The 16,519-nt window shown below is 61.7% G+C and carries 18 protein-coding genes and 1 pseudogene; 13 read left to right on the top strand and 6 right to left on the bottom strand.

The features are described from left to right. Nucleotides 1-107: 107 nt before the first annotated feature. From AC1DYD_RS29300 to AC1DYD_RS29270, 7 genes are all read left to right on the top strand, one after another. Nucleotides 108-1,334: an ABC transporter substrate-binding protein gene (locus AC1DYD_RS29300; RefSeq protein WP_478176270.1), complete on the top strand. Its 1,227-nt coding sequence runs from the start codon at nucleotides 108-110 to the stop codon at nucleotides 1,332-1,334. A gap of 24 nt (nucleotides 1,335-1,358) precedes the next feature. Next, entirely contained in the window at nucleotides 1,359-2,132 is a 774-nt protein-coding gene (locus AC1DYD_RS29295; protein ID WP_478176269.1) for an ABC transporter ATP-binding protein, read from the top strand. Then, a complete protein-coding gene (locus AC1DYD_RS29290) occupies nucleotides 2,129-2,836 on the top strand; it encodes an ABC transporter ATP-binding protein (RefSeq protein WP_478176268.1) in 708 nt (235 codons plus the stop codon). Before AC1DYD_RS29295 ends, AC1DYD_RS29290 begins: the two co-directional genes overlap by 4 nt. A 2-nt stretch (nucleotides 2,837-2,838) precedes the next feature. Continuing rightward, nucleotides 2,839-3,723 carry a branched-chain amino acid ABC transporter permease gene (locus tag AC1DYD_RS29285; protein WP_478176267.1) on the top strand — a complete coding sequence of 295 codons (885 nt, stop codon included), beginning with the start codon at nucleotides 2,839-2,841 and terminating at the stop codon, nucleotides 3,721-3,723. A gap of 25 nt (nucleotides 3,724-3,748) precedes the next feature. Beyond that, nucleotides 3,749-4,795, top strand: a complete 1,047-nt coding sequence (locus tag AC1DYD_RS29280; protein WP_478176266.1) for a branched-chain amino acid ABC transporter permease — start codon at nucleotides 3,749-3,751, stop codon at nucleotides 4,793-4,795. Between the two features lie 141 nt (nucleotides 4,796-4,936). Next, a complete protein-coding gene (locus AC1DYD_RS29275; protein ID WP_478176265.1) occupies nucleotides 4,937-5,743 on the top strand; it encodes an SDR family NAD(P)-dependent oxidoreductase in 807 nt (268 codons plus the stop codon). A 233-nt stretch (nucleotides 5,744-5,976) separates the two neighbouring features. Next, a complete protein-coding gene (locus tag AC1DYD_RS29270) occupies nucleotides 5,977-6,399 on the top strand; it encodes a hotdog fold thioesterase (protein WP_478176264.1) in 423 nt (140 codons plus the stop codon). A gap of 903 nt (nucleotides 6,400-7,302) precedes the next feature. On the opposite strand, the gene AC1DYD_RS29265 is transcribed toward AC1DYD_RS29270, so the two are convergent. After that, nucleotides 7,303-7,623 (bottom strand): transposase, encoded by a 321-nt coding sequence (locus AC1DYD_RS29265; protein ID WP_478176263.1) that lies wholly within the window; start codon nucleotides 7,621-7,623, stop codon nucleotides 7,303-7,305. 297 nt (nucleotides 7,624-7,920) lie between these two features. Between AC1DYD_RS29265 and AC1DYD_RS29260 the strand changes: the two genes are divergently transcribed. From AC1DYD_RS29260 to AC1DYD_RS29235, 6 genes are all read left to right on the top strand, one after another. Then, nucleotides 7,921-8,523, top strand: a complete 603-nt coding sequence (locus AC1DYD_RS29260; protein ID WP_478176262.1) for a TetR/AcrR family transcriptional regulator — start codon at nucleotides 7,921-7,923, stop codon at nucleotides 8,521-8,523. A gap of 537 nt (nucleotides 8,524-9,060) precedes the next feature. Next, nucleotides 9,061-9,873 (top strand): glutathione S-transferase family protein, encoded by an 813-nt coding sequence (locus AC1DYD_RS29255; RefSeq protein WP_478176261.1) that lies wholly within the window; start codon nucleotides 9,061-9,063, stop codon nucleotides 9,871-9,873. A gap of 38 nt (nucleotides 9,874-9,911) precedes the next feature. Next, nucleotides 9,912-10,496, top strand: a complete 585-nt coding sequence (locus tag AC1DYD_RS29250; RefSeq protein WP_478176260.1) for a 2-hydroxychromene-2-carboxylate isomerase — start codon at nucleotides 9,912-9,914, stop codon at nucleotides 10,494-10,496. Continuing rightward, nucleotides 10,493-11,191, top strand: a complete 699-nt coding sequence (locus AC1DYD_RS29245; RefSeq protein ID WP_478176259.1) for an SDR family NAD(P)-dependent oxidoreductase — start codon at nucleotides 10,493-10,495, stop codon at nucleotides 11,189-11,191. The genes AC1DYD_RS29250 and AC1DYD_RS29245 overlap by 4 nt, the downstream gene beginning before the upstream one ends. 55 nt (nucleotides 11,192-11,246) lie before the next feature. Next, a complete protein-coding gene (locus AC1DYD_RS29240) occupies nucleotides 11,247-12,374 on the top strand; it encodes a zinc-binding dehydrogenase (RefSeq protein WP_478176258.1) in 1,128 nt (375 codons plus the stop codon). Between the two features lie 254 nt (nucleotides 12,375-12,628). Next, nucleotides 12,629-12,763, top strand: coding sequence for a hypothetical protein (locus tag AC1DYD_RS29235; protein WP_478176257.1), 135 nt, complete (start codon nucleotides 12,629-12,631; stop codon nucleotides 12,761-12,763). Between the two features lie 173 nt (nucleotides 12,764-12,936). Here AC1DYD_RS29235 and AC1DYD_RS29230 read toward each other — a convergent pair. From AC1DYD_RS29230 to AC1DYD_RS29210, 5 genes and pseudogenes are all read right to left on the bottom strand, one after another. After that, nucleotides 12,937-14,012: pseudogene (locus AC1DYD_RS29230) on the bottom strand (phosphotransferase). A 70-nt stretch (nucleotides 14,013-14,082) separates the two neighbouring features. After that, a complete protein-coding gene (locus AC1DYD_RS29225) occupies nucleotides 14,083-14,769 on the bottom strand; it encodes an SDR family oxidoreductase (protein ID WP_478176256.1) in 687 nt (228 codons plus the stop codon). 129 nt (nucleotides 14,770-14,898) lie between these two features. Beyond that, complete coding sequence (locus tag AC1DYD_RS29220; RefSeq protein ID WP_478176255.1) at nucleotides 14,899-15,141, bottom strand: hypothetical protein; 243 nt, start codon at nucleotides 15,139-15,141, stop codon at nucleotides 14,899-14,901. Between the two features lie 4 nt (nucleotides 15,142-15,145). Next, entirely contained in the window at nucleotides 15,146-15,895 is a 750-nt protein-coding gene (locus AC1DYD_RS29215) for an SDR family NAD(P)-dependent oxidoreductase (RefSeq protein ID WP_478176254.1), read from the bottom strand. Nucleotides 15,896-16,198: 303 nt separating this feature from the next. After that, nucleotides 16,199-16,519: NAD(P)(+) transhydrogenase (Re/Si-specific) subunit beta (locus tag AC1DYD_RS29210; protein ID WP_478176253.1), on the bottom strand; the 321-nt coding region annotated here is incomplete at its 5' end.

Below are 16,519 nucleotides of genomic sequence, written 5' to 3'. Positions count from 1 at the left end.
CAGAATCTGAGTCCGGGAAGCTCGTGTGGCGCTCCATCAAGAGGCGCAAAAGCGCAGGTACGAAGTAGCCGCAGCCGAACTCATTCGGCCTGTCAAAGGAATTTCAAATGTTGAACAAGTCAGTAGTCGCCCTTCTCTGCGGAATCTGCGTCGCCGCTTCTGCTCTCACGGCCGACCCAAAGTCTGTAGTTGTATCCGACAACGTCGTCAAGTTGGGCATATTGACGGATATGAATGGCATCTTCTCTGACGACTCAGGCAAAGGCTCGGTTCTCGCGGCGCAGATGGCAATCGAGGACTTCAAAGCGGCCGCCAAGCCGTCGTTCAAGATCGAGCTGGTCTGGGCTGACCATCAGAACAAGGCCGACGTGGGGGCCAACAAGGCGCGCGAGTGGTACGACACCCAGCAGGTCGATGCGATCTTCGACGCGATCAACTCCTCGGTCGCGCTTGCCGTCTCCAACGTGACTCGGGAGAAGCAGAAAGTCCTGATGGTGACCGGCGCAGGCACGACCCGGTTGACGAACGAGGAATGCTCCCCTTACACGGTCAATTACGCATGGGATACGTATGCGTTATCACGGCCGCAGGTCGCGTTATTGACGAAGCAAGGCATCGATACGTGGTTCTTCGTGACAGTGGACTACGCGCTCGGGCAATCCTTGGAAGCGGAGGCCACGGCTTCGATCAAGGCCGCCGGCGGCAAGGTGATCGGTTCGGTGAGGCATCCATTCAATACCCCCGATTTCTCGTCAATCATCCTTCAGGCTAAGGCATCAGGGGCCAAGGGAATTGTTCTCGCAACCGCCGGCGGAGATGCAGTCAACGCGATCAAGGCCATACGCGAGTTTGGCCTCATGCCAAAGCAAGTCATTGCGCCAATGATGACCGGCACCCTCCAAGTTCATTCGATGGGCCTGGAAGCAACCCAGGGGCTGTTCCTTACAGACGCCTATTACTGGAACCTCAATGCCGAGACACGTGCATGGAGCCGTAGGTTCTTCGAAAAGCACAAGCGCATGCCGAATCAGGTCCACGCCGGGACTTACTCCGCTGTCACGTCCTATCTGAATGCTGTAAAGGCCGCTGGAACCGACAGCTCACTGGAAGTGATGGCCGAACTGAAACGCATGCGGATCGACGATGCCTTTACATCAAATGGCCAGATTCGAGCCGACGGACGAATGGTCCACGACATGTACTTGGCGCAGATAAAGAAGCCCTCGGAATCGACCGAGCCGTGGGATTATTACACCATCAAACAAGTCATCCCCGGGAATGAAGCATTCCAGCCGCTTTCAGAATCACGATGCAGCCTGGTCAAGAAGCCATAGTGCGCAGGGCCTAGAGATGAACAGATGAGCGATGTCATTTTACGGACGAATCGACTGACCAAATCGTTCAGCGGATTTACGGCGGTCAGTGACGTTGACTTGTCAGTGCGACGCGGAACGATCCATGCCCTCATCGGTCCCAACGGCGCGGGCAAGACCACTTGCTTCAACATGTTGAGCAAGTTCCTGCAGCCAACCTCCGGAAGCATCTTTTTCAATGGTTCTGACATAACGCGTGACAGGCCGGTGTTGGTCGCTCGGCAAGGCATGGTCCGTTCCTTTCAGATTTGCGCGGTCTTTCCGGATCTGACCTTGCTTGAAAACGTAAGGTTGGGCCTGCAGCGTGCGATGGGGACGACCTATCAGTTCTGGCGGGCCCAAACATGCTTGCGGCGGCTTGACGATCGGGCGCACTCCTTGCTGGACAGCGTTGGTCTTTCCGAATTTGCCAACCAAAAGGCGGCGGGCCTGTCGTATGGTCACAAGCGCGCCCTTGAGATTGCAACTACGCTTGCACCGGAGCCCGAGCTCTTGTTGCTGGACGAACCCACCCAGGGAATGGGCCACGCCGATGTTGACCAAGTTGCAGCGCTGATCAAGCGAGTCGCTTTGGGACGAACGGTACTCATGGTGGAACACAACATGAGTGTTGTTTCCAACATCGCCGATACCATCACCGTCCTTCAGCGCGGTTCGATCCTTGCCGAGGGGAGCTATGAAGAGATCTCGCGGGACGCAAGAGTCGTCGAGGCATACATGGGTTCACCGGTGATGGCCGATCAAAGGTCATCGTCGTGATTTCCGCGCTGGAAACAAGAGACTTGCATGCCTGTTACGGCGAGTCACGAGTCCTGCACGGGTTGGATATGGTAGTTCGTCCTCATGAGGTCGTCGCCTTGCTGGGGCGCAACGGGGCTGGACGCACGACGCTGCTGCGGGCGGTGATGGGTTTGACAGACAAGCGAACAGGCAGCATCCGCGTCAACGGCACGGAGACCATCGGATTGCCCACGCACCGCATTGCCCGTTTGGGACTCGGCTACTGCCCAGAAGAGCGAGGGATCTTCGCGAGCTTGACGTGCGAAGAAAATCTACTCCTGCCTCCGCGTCTTGTGGGACCGGTGCCCGAGATGGGCCTGGAGGAGATCTATTCGTTGTTCCCGAATCTCGCCGAGCGCCGCCACAGCCGTGGCACCACACTTTCAGGAGGCGAACAGCAGATGTTGGCGGTAGCCCGCATTCTGCGTACTGGCGCATCACTGCTGCTGCTCGATGAAATCTCGGAGGGCCTGGCCCCCGTCATCGTCCAAGCCTTGGCCAACATGATCTCGCTGCTTCGGCGCAAGGGCTACACCATTCTCATGGTCGAACAGAATTTCCGATTTGCTGCCGGCTTGGCAGATCGCTTTTATGTGATCGAACACGGGCGCGTTGTCGACCACTTCACCGCCGGGGAATTGGACAAAAGGGCGCCCACGTTGAGCGCACTGTTGGGGGTGTAACCGTGAGTGACATTTTCAACCTTTCAGCGTCAGCGCTGCTGAGCCAACTTCTTGTCGGATTGGTGAACGGCTCCTTTTACGCAATCCTGAGTCTCGGGTTGGCGGTGATTTTCGGCTTGCTCGACGTGATCAACTTTGCTCATGGCATGTTGTTCATGCTTGGCGCCCTGTTGACATGGATGGGGCTGAAGTATTTCGGCATCAACTACTGGGCGATGCTCTTCATTGCACCGACGATCGTCGGATTGTTCGGACTTGTGGTGCAGCGATCTCTTCTGGCTCGGATCTCGAAGCTCGATCCCCTGTACGGGTTGCTCCTCACATTGGGGCTCACTTTGTTCGTGGAGGGGTTTGCCCGCTCGGTTTACGGCGTCTCTGGTCTTCCCTTCAATGTTCCGTCATCCCTTTCCGGTGCGACCGACGTAGGATTCATGATGCTCCCCAACTATCGCGCTTGGGTTGTGGTCGCGTCTCTCTCCGCTTGTGCGGTGACTTGGTACACGATTGAAAGGACGCAGCTCGGCGCCTATTTGCGTGCCGGAACCGAGAACCCAAAATTGGTTGAGGCGTTCGGCGTCAATGTGCCGCGGATGGTGACATTGACCTTTACGCTTGGCGCCGCGCTTGCTGGATTCGCGGGCGTGCTCGCCGCGCCTATCTCGCAGATTTCGCCCATGATGGGCCAGAACCTTCTGATTGTCGTATCCGCTGTAGCGGTCATCGGAGGCATGGGCTCGATCATGGGTTCCGTCCTGACGGGGCTGGGTCTGGGCGTCTTGGAAGCCTTGATCACGTTGATCTATCCCGAAGCGTCGGCCACCGTGGTCTTCGTCGTCATGGCCGCCGTGCTCTTGCTCCGTCCTCGGGGCTTGTTCGGCAACAGATAACCGTCCTGAGATTCGACCGCGATATATGAAGCCTCACCTTTTTCCCTACGCCCTGCTGCTGGTGGCACTGCTGACGGCGCCCTTCCTCGGCGTCTATCCGGTGTTCCTCATGAAGCTGCTGTGTTTTGCCTTGTTCGCGTCTGCGTTCAATCTGCTTCTCGGCTTTTCCGGATTGCTTTCACTCGGCCACGCCTCTTTTTTTGGCGGATCGGCTTACGTGGCCGGCTATCTTGTGAAGGCGCTTGGCCTTACCCCCGAACTTGCTCTTTTGGCCGGCACGCTTGCAGGCGCGCTGCTCGGGTTGTGTTTCGGCGCGCTGGCAGTGCGTCGCGAGGGCCTGTACTTTGCAATGATCACGCTGGCATTGGCGCAATTGATCTTCTTTGTTGCCGTGCAGGCGCGATTCACGGGTGGCGAAGATGGTCTCCAGGGAGTCCCCCGCGGAAAACTCTTTGGCGCGATTGATCTGGCCAGTGACTTGGTCATGTACTACTTTGTGTTGCTGATAGTCGTGGCGTGCTTCCTGTTCATCGTGCGTATCGTCCATTCTCCGTTCGGCCAGGTACTCAAAGGCGTCAAGGAGAACGAGGCACGCGCCCTGTCGCTCGGTTACGACCCGGCCAGAGTCAAGCTCATGGCATTCGTGCTCTCGGCAGCATTGTCGGGACTCGCAGGTTCGCTAAAGACACTCGTGCTCGGATTCGCCACGCTGACCGACGTGCACTGGAGCGCCTCTGGCCAAGTTGTTCTCATGACTCTGATTGGAGGACTCGGTACGCTTTCCGGCCCGCTCGTTGGTGCGGCGATTACCTTGCTTCTCGAGAACAAACTCGGAGACTTGGGCAATCTTCTTGCACGCCTGACGTCGGTGCAGTGGTTCGAGACGCTCGGCGAGTCGATTACCATGGTCACCGGACTCGTCTTCATGGTTTGCGTTCTCATGTTCCGTCGTGGAATCATGGGTGAACTCATCGCTTTCCGCGAGCGGCGTGCCTCCATGCGCGATTCAGGTACCGGCAAAAATCTCAAATCACTCACGCCGCCAGTTTCCGCAGAGAGTCTAAGAATCTAGGAAGAGTACAGGCAGTGACGAGTTCTCTGCCCTCGCGGCCGCGGCATCGGTTTTGCTGTGTCACGTGGCGTTCGCATTTGGATCAAGGACCAGTCGTGATCCGGTGACTCAACAACCAATACCATCAAGCAGGATGAAGAAATGACGGGACAAGTTCTAGGCAAGGTCGCTTTGGTGACCGGCGGCGCTTCCGGCATCGGCGAGGCGGTTGCCGAATTGCTGGCGCGCGAGGGCGCATCTGTCATGGTGACCGATGTCGACGATTTGAAGGGCCCCGAAGTCGCCGCCCGAATCAAGAAGGCTGGTGGGGAGGCAAGCTTCCTGCATCATGACGTCACCAGCGAGGCGCGTTGGATCGAAGTCGTGGCAGAGGTGATGAAGCGCTTTGGCCGGCTCGATGTGCTGGTCTCGAACGCCGGCATCGGCATATCGGTGCCGTCGATCACCGAGATGTCGCTGGAAGACTGGCGGCGGCAGATCGCGATCAATCTCGACGGCGTGTTCTTGTCGGTGAAACATTGCCTGCCGGCGATGCGCAAGACCGGCGGTGGTTCCGTGATCATGATGTCGTCGCTGGCGGGCCTGCGTGGCGGGGCCGGCCTTTCCGGTTATTGCGCGACCAAGGGTGGCGTGCGGCTCTTCGCCAAGGCGATCGCGATGGAATGCGCAACGTTTGGCGATGGCATCCGCGTCAACTCGGTGCATCCCGGGATCATCGACACGCCGATCTGGGGCAAGATCCCGAACGAAGCCGAGGGTAGCAGCCAGAACGCGCCGATCGATCCCGAGGAGCGCGCGAAAATAGCAACGCCGCTGGGGCGCGTGGGCGAGGCCGCGGAGGTTGCGCAGGGCGTATTGTATTTGGCGTCCGATGCGTCGCGGTACGTGACTGGGACCGAACTCGTGATCGATGGCGGCATGAATGCGGGCGGTGTGGTGCGGAGGTGAGGCTGCTATCCACGCTGTCCACGCGATGTTGCTCGCCGTGGCGGTTCGGTTTGAGTTGAGTTGAGGCGCGGACACGATGCCACGATGCCGCGATGCCGCGATGCCGCGATGCCGCGAAGCCGCTTCGAAGCGAATCCGAAGTCGTGCCTCATGGGCCGTTCGAGTCAGTCCGATCGGTGGGTAAATGAATTCTTTGTTACGGTCGACGTCACTTCACTGGGAGAGTAAGAGCCATGCGCATCTGGAAGACATCCATGTCCATCGAGGAAATCACCGCCGGCAACAAGGACACGGCGGCCAGCCATCTCGGCATCGAATTCCTCGAAATTGGCGACGATTTCATCCGGGGCCGTGTGCCGGTAGATGCTCGCACCCGGCAGCCCTTTGGTCTGCTGCATGGCGGTGTCTCCGTGATGTTGGCCGAAACGCTGGGCTCTGTCGCGGCACAGATTTGCTGCGGTGAGGGCCTGCTTGCCGTGGGCCTGGACATCAATGCCAACCACCTGCGCGGCGTGATGCAGGGCTGGGTCACAGGCACCGCTCGGCCGGTTCACATTGGGCGCAAGACGCACGTCTGGCAGATCGATCTGACCAATGACGAGGGCCAGCTGACCTGCGTGTCGCGCATCACTATGGCCATCGTAGAGGCGAAGTAGTCTCAGTGCTGCAGCGTACGCCGGCGTGCAGGCTGAATCCGTCCCTGTCGGCACAAAGCGTCTGGTTGAAGTCCGTCTGCCTGGGCATCGGGCCTTGCACCGTCGGCACTTTCCGCCCTGTGCGTGGGCCGAAAGCGATGCGGAAAGTGCCTGCAGCCGCCTGCAACGGCCTGAGTGCACGGGGCCTCGTCCGAATGGCATCGTGGTCGGCCAAGTAGGTAGAACCATGCTCTTCAACTTCAACGTCAGTTCACGCAAGATCGCGCGCAGCTGGCGCAGCTGCGCGAGGACGTGACGTTCCGCGTGCTGGCCGCGCTCAACTTCCCCGCTCATAAGGCAAGCTCGCTGGTGTTGACGGTCGTCGAAAGGCCGCGGCGCAGGGTTGTTCACGGGCTTGGTTGTGGACAACGCGCTGGCCCTTTGTCAGGCCACGAACCGTGTTGTCCACAACTGCGAAGCACCCGGCAGTCAACCCGTGTTCAGCGCGTGGTCTTCGCGTGTCTGCGGCATTGACGCCACCAAGGAGACGATCGAAGGTATCGAGCGACTTCCGTGCCCCTGCGGTGACTGCCTGCTGCGCTTGCCGAGGCCCAAGTGAGACCCGCAGCCCGCAGGGTGCCGGAAGGCCACGACGGGCCGCAGGATGTAGCGCCAGGCCTACCCAGCTGGAGCGCCAATTTATGAGCTTCTGCGCGCCTTCCGACACGGACAGTCATATCGCAACTTCCAGGTGTCTGTCCATGAGTACCAATGCTTGCAGCAACGTGTTTGCCGGCCTGGACTGGGCCGTGCATACCCACGCGGTGTGCGTCATCGACGCCTCGGGCACCGTGCTCGAGCGCTTCGAGATCGCCCACGACCGTGGTTGCGCGTCATCTGGCGTGCCTGGACCGATCACACAACCTATGACCCGGCGCGCCAGCTTGGCGCCCTCAAGCTCGCCTCCAGCGAGCAAGGTTGACCCAGGATGTCTCTGATCACGACCGCTCGAGCACCATGCATGAGGAGCGTTCGCAGGTAGGCATCGCCACGCTTGCTGATGCTGAGCTGCCTGACCCGCCCGCCCGCACCAGTCTGACGAGGAACCAGTCCGACCCAAGCGGAAAACTCCCGAGCATCTTTGAACGCAGACGGCGTCCCCATACTGGCGACCACGGCAGTCGCGGTTAGAAGTTCAATGCCGGGGAGTTCTGCGACAGCCTTGCGGGCTGGCAGCTCTCGCATTTGCTGCGCTTGCCGTCGCTTCGATGAGACGGATGTCTGCCTGCAGTTGCTGAAGTGTCCTGAGCTGCTCGTCCAGGCTGTCCATGAGTATCGCTAAAATCCCGACGCCGCAAACAGGACGCAGGTGCTGCAACTGGGCTCGGATCACTGCCGATTCCTGTCCATGCCGCATCAGTTGGTTCGAGCTCTGCTCCCGCTAGCTTGAAGAGGAGGCGCAAATGCATCATGGGATCATCAATGCCTACAATGAGATGTTGACCGTCATCCAGATCGTCAGATTTCATAGGAGCGTTTGCCTTGGGACATTCGCAGGCTGAAAAGGCGCAGAGTCGAGAGCGCATCCTGAGGGAGGCCGCCGACCAGATTCGAGACGGCGGACTTGAGTCGGTGAGCGTGGGCAAGCTCATGAAGAGCGTGAATCTCACACATGGCGGCTTCTACGGCCATTTTGCATCTCGCGCGGACTTGCTCGCCCAGGCCCTCAGGCAGGCCCTGGTCGATGGCGTACGTCGATCGGCGGCGCGAAAGAAATCAGCGCGTCCGACCGGCTTCGCCGGCTTCGTCAGTGACTATCTGAGCCCCAGCCATCGGGACTCGCGCAGCACTGGGTGCGCAGTGTCGGCGTTGATCTCCGATGTCGGACGCGCTGACGCCCAGTCCAGGGCGGTCATGTCAGGCTCTATCGAGGACTATATTGCCGCCGCTCGGCGCCACCTTGGCGACAACGATGATTCCAGAGCGATGTTGGCCGTCAGCGCCATGGTTGGCGCTCTGGCCCTGTCGCGGGTGATGGCAGACCCGGCCCGTTCGGACGACTTGCTCCGCAGCGTGCGCGAGCAGTTGGTGGCGTTCAACGAGCCCAATGAGCGGACACTCTCAGGCAACCAGGACGAAGCCTGAGTCGCGGCACTGGGGGTGCCGCGTTCCCCTCGGCGCGCGCTCAGCCCGGGCTACAAGTTGCTCCCATGTGTGGGCCGACCTTTGTGGCTCAGGTTGTTCATCGGAGTGATCTCATTCGGGCCCGACCTGTCTGGCCCGCTTCGCGCGCGGTCGCTTGCCTCCTTCAAAGCGTAATCCCGCCGCTCGAGCAATGCACGCTTGCCACGCTTTGGCGGACATGCCCGTCGTCCAGGGCCAAGTAGCGCCCAGACCGTTCGAGCCATTTGTTCCAGGCGGCTGCAACAGCCACGCTGCACGGTCGACGCTCCAGTAATGGACCAGCCAGGGCCATGCCGTCGCGTTCTGATTGATGCATCCCGTCTCCGAGCAAACCAGTGCAGTTGAAACATCTTTTGGCGAAGCAATTCGATAGACAGGATGATGATCGTCATGCAGAATGGGGCATGAACAGTGGATGGTGTTGGCAGTCGCCGGCCCCACAGCCCGCTGGACGAACAACTGCGCCATCGACTTGTCGGCGCACATGGAGACAGCGCGATGGCCGAGGTGCGAATCTTTTCCTACTTGCCCAATCCTCGTGTGTGGAAGGCAGTCATCGCCGCGCGCATCGGCGGCGTCGATTTGGAAGTGCGGGGCGCTGCGGGCGGCGAACTGGTGGACTGGCTCTGGGACTTCGACGCCCGCCCGTTGAGCGAAGTGTCCCCCGAGGAACGCGCCGCCGCTGAGCGTATGGGCCGCATCGGGTTCAAGGGCCGCAAGCTCTACAAGACCGACGCCTTTCTTGTAGCTCAGCCGTTCGGAACGGTCCCCGCGGCTTTCAGCGGGGACGGGCAGGTCGGCATCTTCGAGTCCAACAGCATCATGCGCGCAGTCGCTCGTCAGGCGGAGCAGAGCGGTCTATATGGCAACGATCCATTCGAAGCCTCGCGGATCGACAGCTTTCTGGATGTCAGTCTGGTGTTCGGTCGCGACGCGCAAATCTACCTCCTCGCCATGCAAGGCTCCGAACTCGCAGCGGACGTCCATGCTCGCGCCGACGAGGCGTTCACGACCTACATGGCCGGGATCGACAGGGCCTTGGAGCCGACCCGCCAGACCCTTGTCGGCGAGGGGGTGAGCTTGGCCGACATCTGCTTCGCCTGTGAACTCGCCCTTTTCCACAATGAACTGGCCCGTGGCGAAGTGCTGATTGCGCTCGGCAAGGCGCCGTTCCTGGGCAACGCCCGAGAGCGGTTTCCCCGCGCCATGGCGCACTTCGACCGCCTCGCGAACGATCCCGCTTTCGCGCCGGAGTTCGGCCCCTATCTCGCGAAGTTCACAAGCGAGAGCGGAGTCGGCGGCGGACGATGAACATCATTCACAACCCCGGATTCTCAAAGGAACCCCAAATGAAAACGCTCGACTTCTACTTCGACTATCGCAGCCCCTACACTTACCTGGCCCTGTCTAAGGTCCGGAAGATGGATGTCGAGATCGCGTTCCATCCGTTCGAGATCGGGGCTCTGATGAAACAGGTGGGAAACGTGCCGACGAGCATCACCTGCGCATCCAAGGGCCGCTACATATCGACCGACGTCCGCCGATGGGCTGACCATTACGGGGTTCCGTACAACCGGCACCCCCAGGCGTCGGAGATCGACGCCAGCCGCCTACTGCGCGCGACGCTCGTGGCCGGGCAACTGGGCTCCATGCCTGCGGCGGTGGAGGCAATCTTCAATGCGTTCTGGTCGGTCGCGGCGCCGCTGGCGACGGCGGCCGAGGTCGCGGCCCTGCTGGGTGCCGCGGGGCTCGATGCCGAGGCGCTGGAAAAGCGGATGGACTCGCCAGCCGCACAGGCGCTGCTGGACGAGGCAACCGCCGGGGCGGCGGCGCGCGGCGTATTCGGTTCGCCGACCTTGTTCGTGGGGGACGACATGTTCTTCGGCAATGACCGCCTGCACTTCGTGCAGGATCGCCTGGAGCGCGCCGCATGAGGCCGCTTGTCATCATCACTGGCGTAGGGCCGGGCACCGGCTCGGCAATGGCCCGGCGGTTCCACGCCGGCGGCTACCAGGTGGCCATGCTCGCGCGCACGGCCGAGCGCCTGACCGATCTCGAGGGTGAACTTCCGAATGCTTTTGCGGTTCCCTGCGATGTGGCCGACCCTGCCGCGCTAGCAGCGGCCCTCGATGCTATCGAGCAACGTGCCGGCGTCCCCAAGGTGGTGATCCACAACGCCGTGGGTGGGGCCTTCGGCAACTTCCTCGACATCGAGCCGGAAGTCCTCCAGAGGAATTTCCAGATCAATGTCATGGCGCTGCTGCACCTGGCTCGGTGGGCGGCGCCGCGGATGGAGGCGGCAGGGGGGGGCGCCTTGCTAGTAACGGGCAACACCTCGGCCGTCCGTGGCAAGGCCGGTTTTGCCGGCTTTGCGCCAAGCAAGGCGGCGCAGCGCATTCTGGCCGAGTCCATCGCCCGCGAGATGGGCCCCCGGGGCGTGCACGTGTCCTTCATGATGATCGACGCGGTCATCGACGTGTCTTGGGCCCGCGCGCGGTTGGCGGACAAGCCGGATGACTTTTTCTGCAAGCCATCTGACATCGCCGAAGAGGTCTGGCACGTCACCCACCAGCCACGTTCGGCCTGGTCGTTCCTGACGGAAGTGCGGCCCTTCCGCGAGTCCTGGTGATCGGAGGCGTTCAGCTTCCATGAACCCGCCTTCGTCCAATTCACAAGACACCCCCATGCAGCTGCAACTCCGCTCCATCGTCCGCGCCGGCGGCGAGCTTGAACTCTCGCTCGCCGAGGTGCCGATGCCCGAAACGAAAGCCGACGAGGTGCTCGTGCGCATCGACGCGGCCCCGATGAACCCCTCGGACCTGATGGTGCTCTTCGGCATGGCCGACATGTCGACCGCGAGGGCTTCCGGCACGGCGGACCGCCCAGTCGTCACGGCCACCGTGCCGCCGCGCATGCTGCCGGCCGTGGCGGGCCGTTTGGACGAGTCCGTGCCGGTCGGCTACGAAGGCGCCGGCGTCGTGGTCGGCGCCGGGAGTTCACCGGTCGCGCAGGCCTTGCTCGGCAAGACTGTGGGCGTGATCGGCGGCGCGATGTATTCGCAGTACTGCGCGGTCAACGTCGCCCAGTGCCTGCCGCTGCCCGAGGGCACGGCGGCCGCCGAGGGCGCATCGTGGTTTGTCAATCCGCTAACCTCCCTCGGCATGACCGAGACGATGAAGCGAGAAGGCCACACCGCGCTGGTCCACACCGCGGCGGCGTCGAACCTGGGGCAGATGCTCAACAAGGTCTGCCTGAAAGACGGGATCGGCCTCGTCAACATCGTCCGCAAGCTAGAGCACGAGGCGCTGCTGCGCGAACTCGGCGCGAAGTACGTCTGCAACAGCACGTCGCCGACCTTCATGGACGACCTGACGAACGCGCTGGCCGAAACCGGTGCGACGCTGGCCTTCGATGCAATCGGCGGCGGCAAGCTGGCCGGCCAGATCCTCATGGCGATGGAAACCGCCGCAAACCGTAACGCGAAGGAATTCAATCGCTACGGCTCGACCGTGCACAAGCAGGTCTATATCTACGGCAGCCTCGATCGGGGGGCGACGGAATTCACTCGCGGCTTCGGCATGTCGTGGGGCATGGGCGGTTGGCTGCTGTTCCCGTTCCTGCAGAAAGTCGGCGCGGCCGAGGCCGAACGACTGAAGCAGCGCGTGGCGTCCGAACTTAAGACTACCTTCGCGAGCCACTACACGCGCGAGGTGTCGATGGCTGAAGCGCTGCAGCTCGACGCCATCGCGGCCTACAGCAAGGCGTCGACTGGAGAGAAGTACCTGGTCAAGCCGAACAAGGATTTGGGCTGACAAGGTCAGCATCATGCAACATCTGGTGCCGAGCTGAACGACAACTGGTAAACGCGGCGGTCTTTGTCCCGATCAACGGCGCGGACATGCCGGCCGTCGTCTCGATGCTCAACTGCTACTCCGGCTGCGCCGCGGCCGGCAAGAATTCGTGGCCAAGCTCACGGAAAAGGGCGTGAGGATGGAGTACGCGATCCACCCGGTGACCGAGCGCATTCCACGCCCATATGGACGTGCTGGAGCACAAATCGTTTTGCATGGACAAGACCATGATGGTGTTCGACGATGCGGAGAAGGCCGTCGAGGACATGATCTGTGAAGGCACCAGTGAAGAAGCGTTGTCCGAGCGGACCTTCTCTCGCATAGCCAAACAATTGATCTGGAATCCTTGAACTTGAACGTCCCGGAGACGTCATCGTCTGAGGATCGAAACAACCCGGCGGTGGTGCGCGCCTTCGGACACCGCTACCGCGCTTGGTTGCACTTCTTCATGCGAACCAGAGGTACTCTCCTTCATGTGTCGAGGACACGGCCGAGGGCATCGCTGGAGTAGGCGCGCGCTCGTTCAAGCGCGTTGCGCAAGCGCCCAAGCCATCTGCGCAAGCGGCCGCGCACCGTCGCTCGCTTGCCTTGCCTGCGCGCTCGACGCTGTCCCCGTCTCCACACGTTTGGCAATTCCTTGCAGGATGCCAGCCAGCCGGAACATGTTGTAAGCGAGGTAGAAGTTCCAATCGGCCATCACTGCGTCGGGGTCGGCGCGGCCGGTCCGCTCGCAGTAGCGGCGCACATAACTCTTCTCGTCAGGGATGCCGAGGGCGGCGAGGTCGAGCCCGCGAATGCCGAGGGTAGGGCCCGGCTGGATGTGCCACGACATGCAGTGGTAGCTCAAGTCGGCCAGCGGATGGCCGATGGTCGAGAGCTCCCAGTCGAGCACGGCGATCGCGCGTGGCTCGGTGGCGTGGAACATCAGATTGTCGAGCCGGTAGTCGCCGTGCACGACCGACACCTGGCTCTCGTCGCGCGCGCTGGCCGGTATGTGCGCAGGGAGCCAGTCGATCAACCGATCCATCTCGGGGATCGGCTGCGTGATCGAAGCCTGGTACTGCTTCGTCCAGCGGCCGATCTGGCGCTCGAAAAGCCCGGCTTGCCGTAGTTCTCGAGACCCGCTGCCTTGATGTCTACGTTGTGCAGCGCGGCGATCACGCGGTTCATCTCGTCGTAGATTCGGCTCCGCCGCGTGTCGTCGGCATCTGGAATCGATTGGTCCCACATCACGCGGCCGGACATGTACTCCATCACGTAGAAGGCGCAGCCGATCACGGATTCATCTTCGCACAGCAGGTACATGTCCGGGACCGGCACGTCGGTCGCGCGCAGCGCCCGCATCACGGTGAATTCACGATCGATCGCATGCGCCGAGGCCAGCAGCTTCGCCGCCGCGCCGGGCTTGCAGCGGATCACGTAAGAGCGCTCCGGCGTGTTGAGCTTGTAGGTTGGGTTCGATTGCCCGCCCTTGAACTGCTCGACCGTGAGTGGGCCCTGGAAGCCGTCGACCCGCGACTCAAGATAGGCCCGCAGCGCAGCCACGTCAAACGCATGAGACTCGAGGATGGGCTTGGTGCCGGTTTGAGCTTCTGTCATGTTATGGGCTCTTGGTTACCGTTCGATCAGGTAGGTGCGGGGCAGCAGCTTGCCGGAAGGCAGTTCAGCCTTAGGTCGTCCGAAGGTAGACGCCCGGCTCGGCCGACAAGCCCTGCTTGACTTGCCGGGTGATCTCGTCGGCCAGCACCTCCTCGGCTCCGGCTTCGAGGGCGTCGAGGCTGCGGCGCACCACCTCGTCCGGGCTGGACTTGGGCTGATCGTTGCCGCGCGCCATGTCGGTGTCAACGAAGCCCATGTGCATGCCCAGTACCTGGGTACCATGGGCGCGCAACTCTTGGCGCAGACTGTTGGTCAGTGACCAGGCGGCCGATTTGGTGGCGGCATAGGTTGCGAGACGGGGCGCTGTGATCCAGCTCGCGAGCGACAGGACGTTCAGGATCGCACCGCCACCGTGGCCGGCGAGCACCGGCGCGAAGGCGAGCGCCATGCGCAGCGGTCCAAAGAAATTGGTCTCGAACTGGGCACGGGCGGCCTCGACGCTGCCCTCGGCAAGGAATCCGCCGAGCGTCGCGATACCGGCGTTGTTGATCAGCAGCGTGACATCGCCGCAATGGCGTGCGGCAGCGGCAATGTCATCGGGCCGAGTGACGTCGAGGCGGATCGGTTCGACGCCGGCCAACGTGACGCTGGCTGGATCGCGCGCTCCAGCGTAGACCTTGCGCGCGCCGCGGGCGAAAGCGAGACCGATGCCGCGGTTGGCGCCGGTAACGAGGACGGTGGCGTTGTCGAGTTTCATGGTCGGGTCCTTGCAGGAAGTGGAAGAGGCTGGGGTGCAGTGGTGAAGCGCCGCACGAATACGATATTCGTCATATCCGCGGGCAGAGAAAGGGAATGCCGTGCGCAGCGGCTGCTCCGGTCATGAGGCTTAAGCGGATTCGATGGCTGGGGACTGTCGCCCCGAAACGATCAGCAGCTTGGCGCCTGGAAAGTCGGCCGCCTGCCCCACCTGATCGAAGTCTCGATCAGTCCGATGCGCCTGGTGCTGAGCCCAATGGGCTTCAATTGATCGACGAAGCTGACGCGCTGGGCCGCTGAGATCAAAGATGCGGTCTGGCCAAGCGCGGGAGCTGCGGCCAAGACCTGCGCTGAGCAGGTTGAACAGCTTCATCGCTCTAGATCTGCGCGATGCCGCCGTCGACGAACAGCTCGATGCCGGTGACGAAGCTCGAAGCGTCCGAGGCCAGGAAGACTGCGACCTTGCCGATTTCATCGGGTTCCCCAACTCGGCCCATCGGGATCCGGCCTGCAAAACCGTCGAGCAGCCCCTGCTGGTGTTCGACCGGGACCAGTCCCACCAGCCCGGGCGTCCTCGTTGGTCCGGGACTGAGGACATTGATGCGAATGTTGCGACCCTTCAGGTCCAGAATCCAGCTACGGGCGAAATTCCGAATGGCCGCCTTGGAGGCGCTGTAGACGCTGAATGCGGGTATGCCATGTATCGAACTGGTCGAACCGATCAGGATCACTGCTGCGCCATCCGCCAACAGGGGAAGCGCCTTCTGAACAGTGAAGAGCACGCCCTTCACATTGGTGCTGAACGTCTGGTCGAACAGGTCTTCCGTGATCGCACCCAGCGCAGCCATGCTGCCGCCTCCCGCATTGGCGACCAGGACGTCGATGCGCCCGTGGGTTTGCTTGACGGTCTCGAAGAGAGTGTCGAGATCCTGCAAGCTGGAGACGTCGGCACGGACGCCGGAGGCTCGATCCCCGATTTCGGCGACCGCAACGCCAAGTTCTTGCTCGCGCCGACCGGTGACAACAACGCTGGCACCTTCGGCTGCAAACCGCTTGGCAATGGCCAATCCGATGCCGGTACTTGCGCCAGTCACGACGGCGATCTTGCCTTGGAGGGAAAGGGTCATTTCGTGGGCCTTTGGAAGGGTCCGGCACGGGATGCGCTAGACGGGTTGGATGAAATACGTGGACAGGCACTGAACCGCTATCGGACGAGGATCCGGGGACCGCGGCGACCTGAACGATTCAAAGGCGCAATGCACTCATCTCGCGCACCACGGGCCCAGCAGCGCACCGGCCTCTCACCAGCAAGACGCTGGCCAGAAGATCCGGCCCGCGGCTGTTCCAGACCTTGATCCTGACCACGTTTGACGGGAACACCGCCCTCCGAGTCGCCAGCGCTCTGTCTTGTTGCGTTCATCAGCAAAGCCTCATTCAATGGCCTTGGCCATGTCCTCGACCACCTTCTTGGCGTCGCCGAAGACCATCATGGTCTTGTCCATGTAGAAGAGCTCGTTGTCGAGACCCGCATAGCCCGCGGCCATGCTTCGCTTGTTCACGATCACGGTCTTGGCCTTGTAGGCCTCCAGGATCGGCATGCCGTAGATCGGCGTGCCCTTCTGCAGCGCCGCCGGGTTCACCACGTCGTTGGCCCCCAGGATGATCGCCACGTCGGCCTGGCCGAACTCGCCGTTGATGTCCTCCATCTCGAACACCTGGTCGTAGGGCACCTCGGCCTCGGCCAAGAGCAC

This window comes from Variovorax sp. P4_B11, assembly GCF_056402355.1.
Note: the sequence above shows the minus strand (reverse complement) of the source record. Positions and strands in the feature narration are given on the sequence as shown.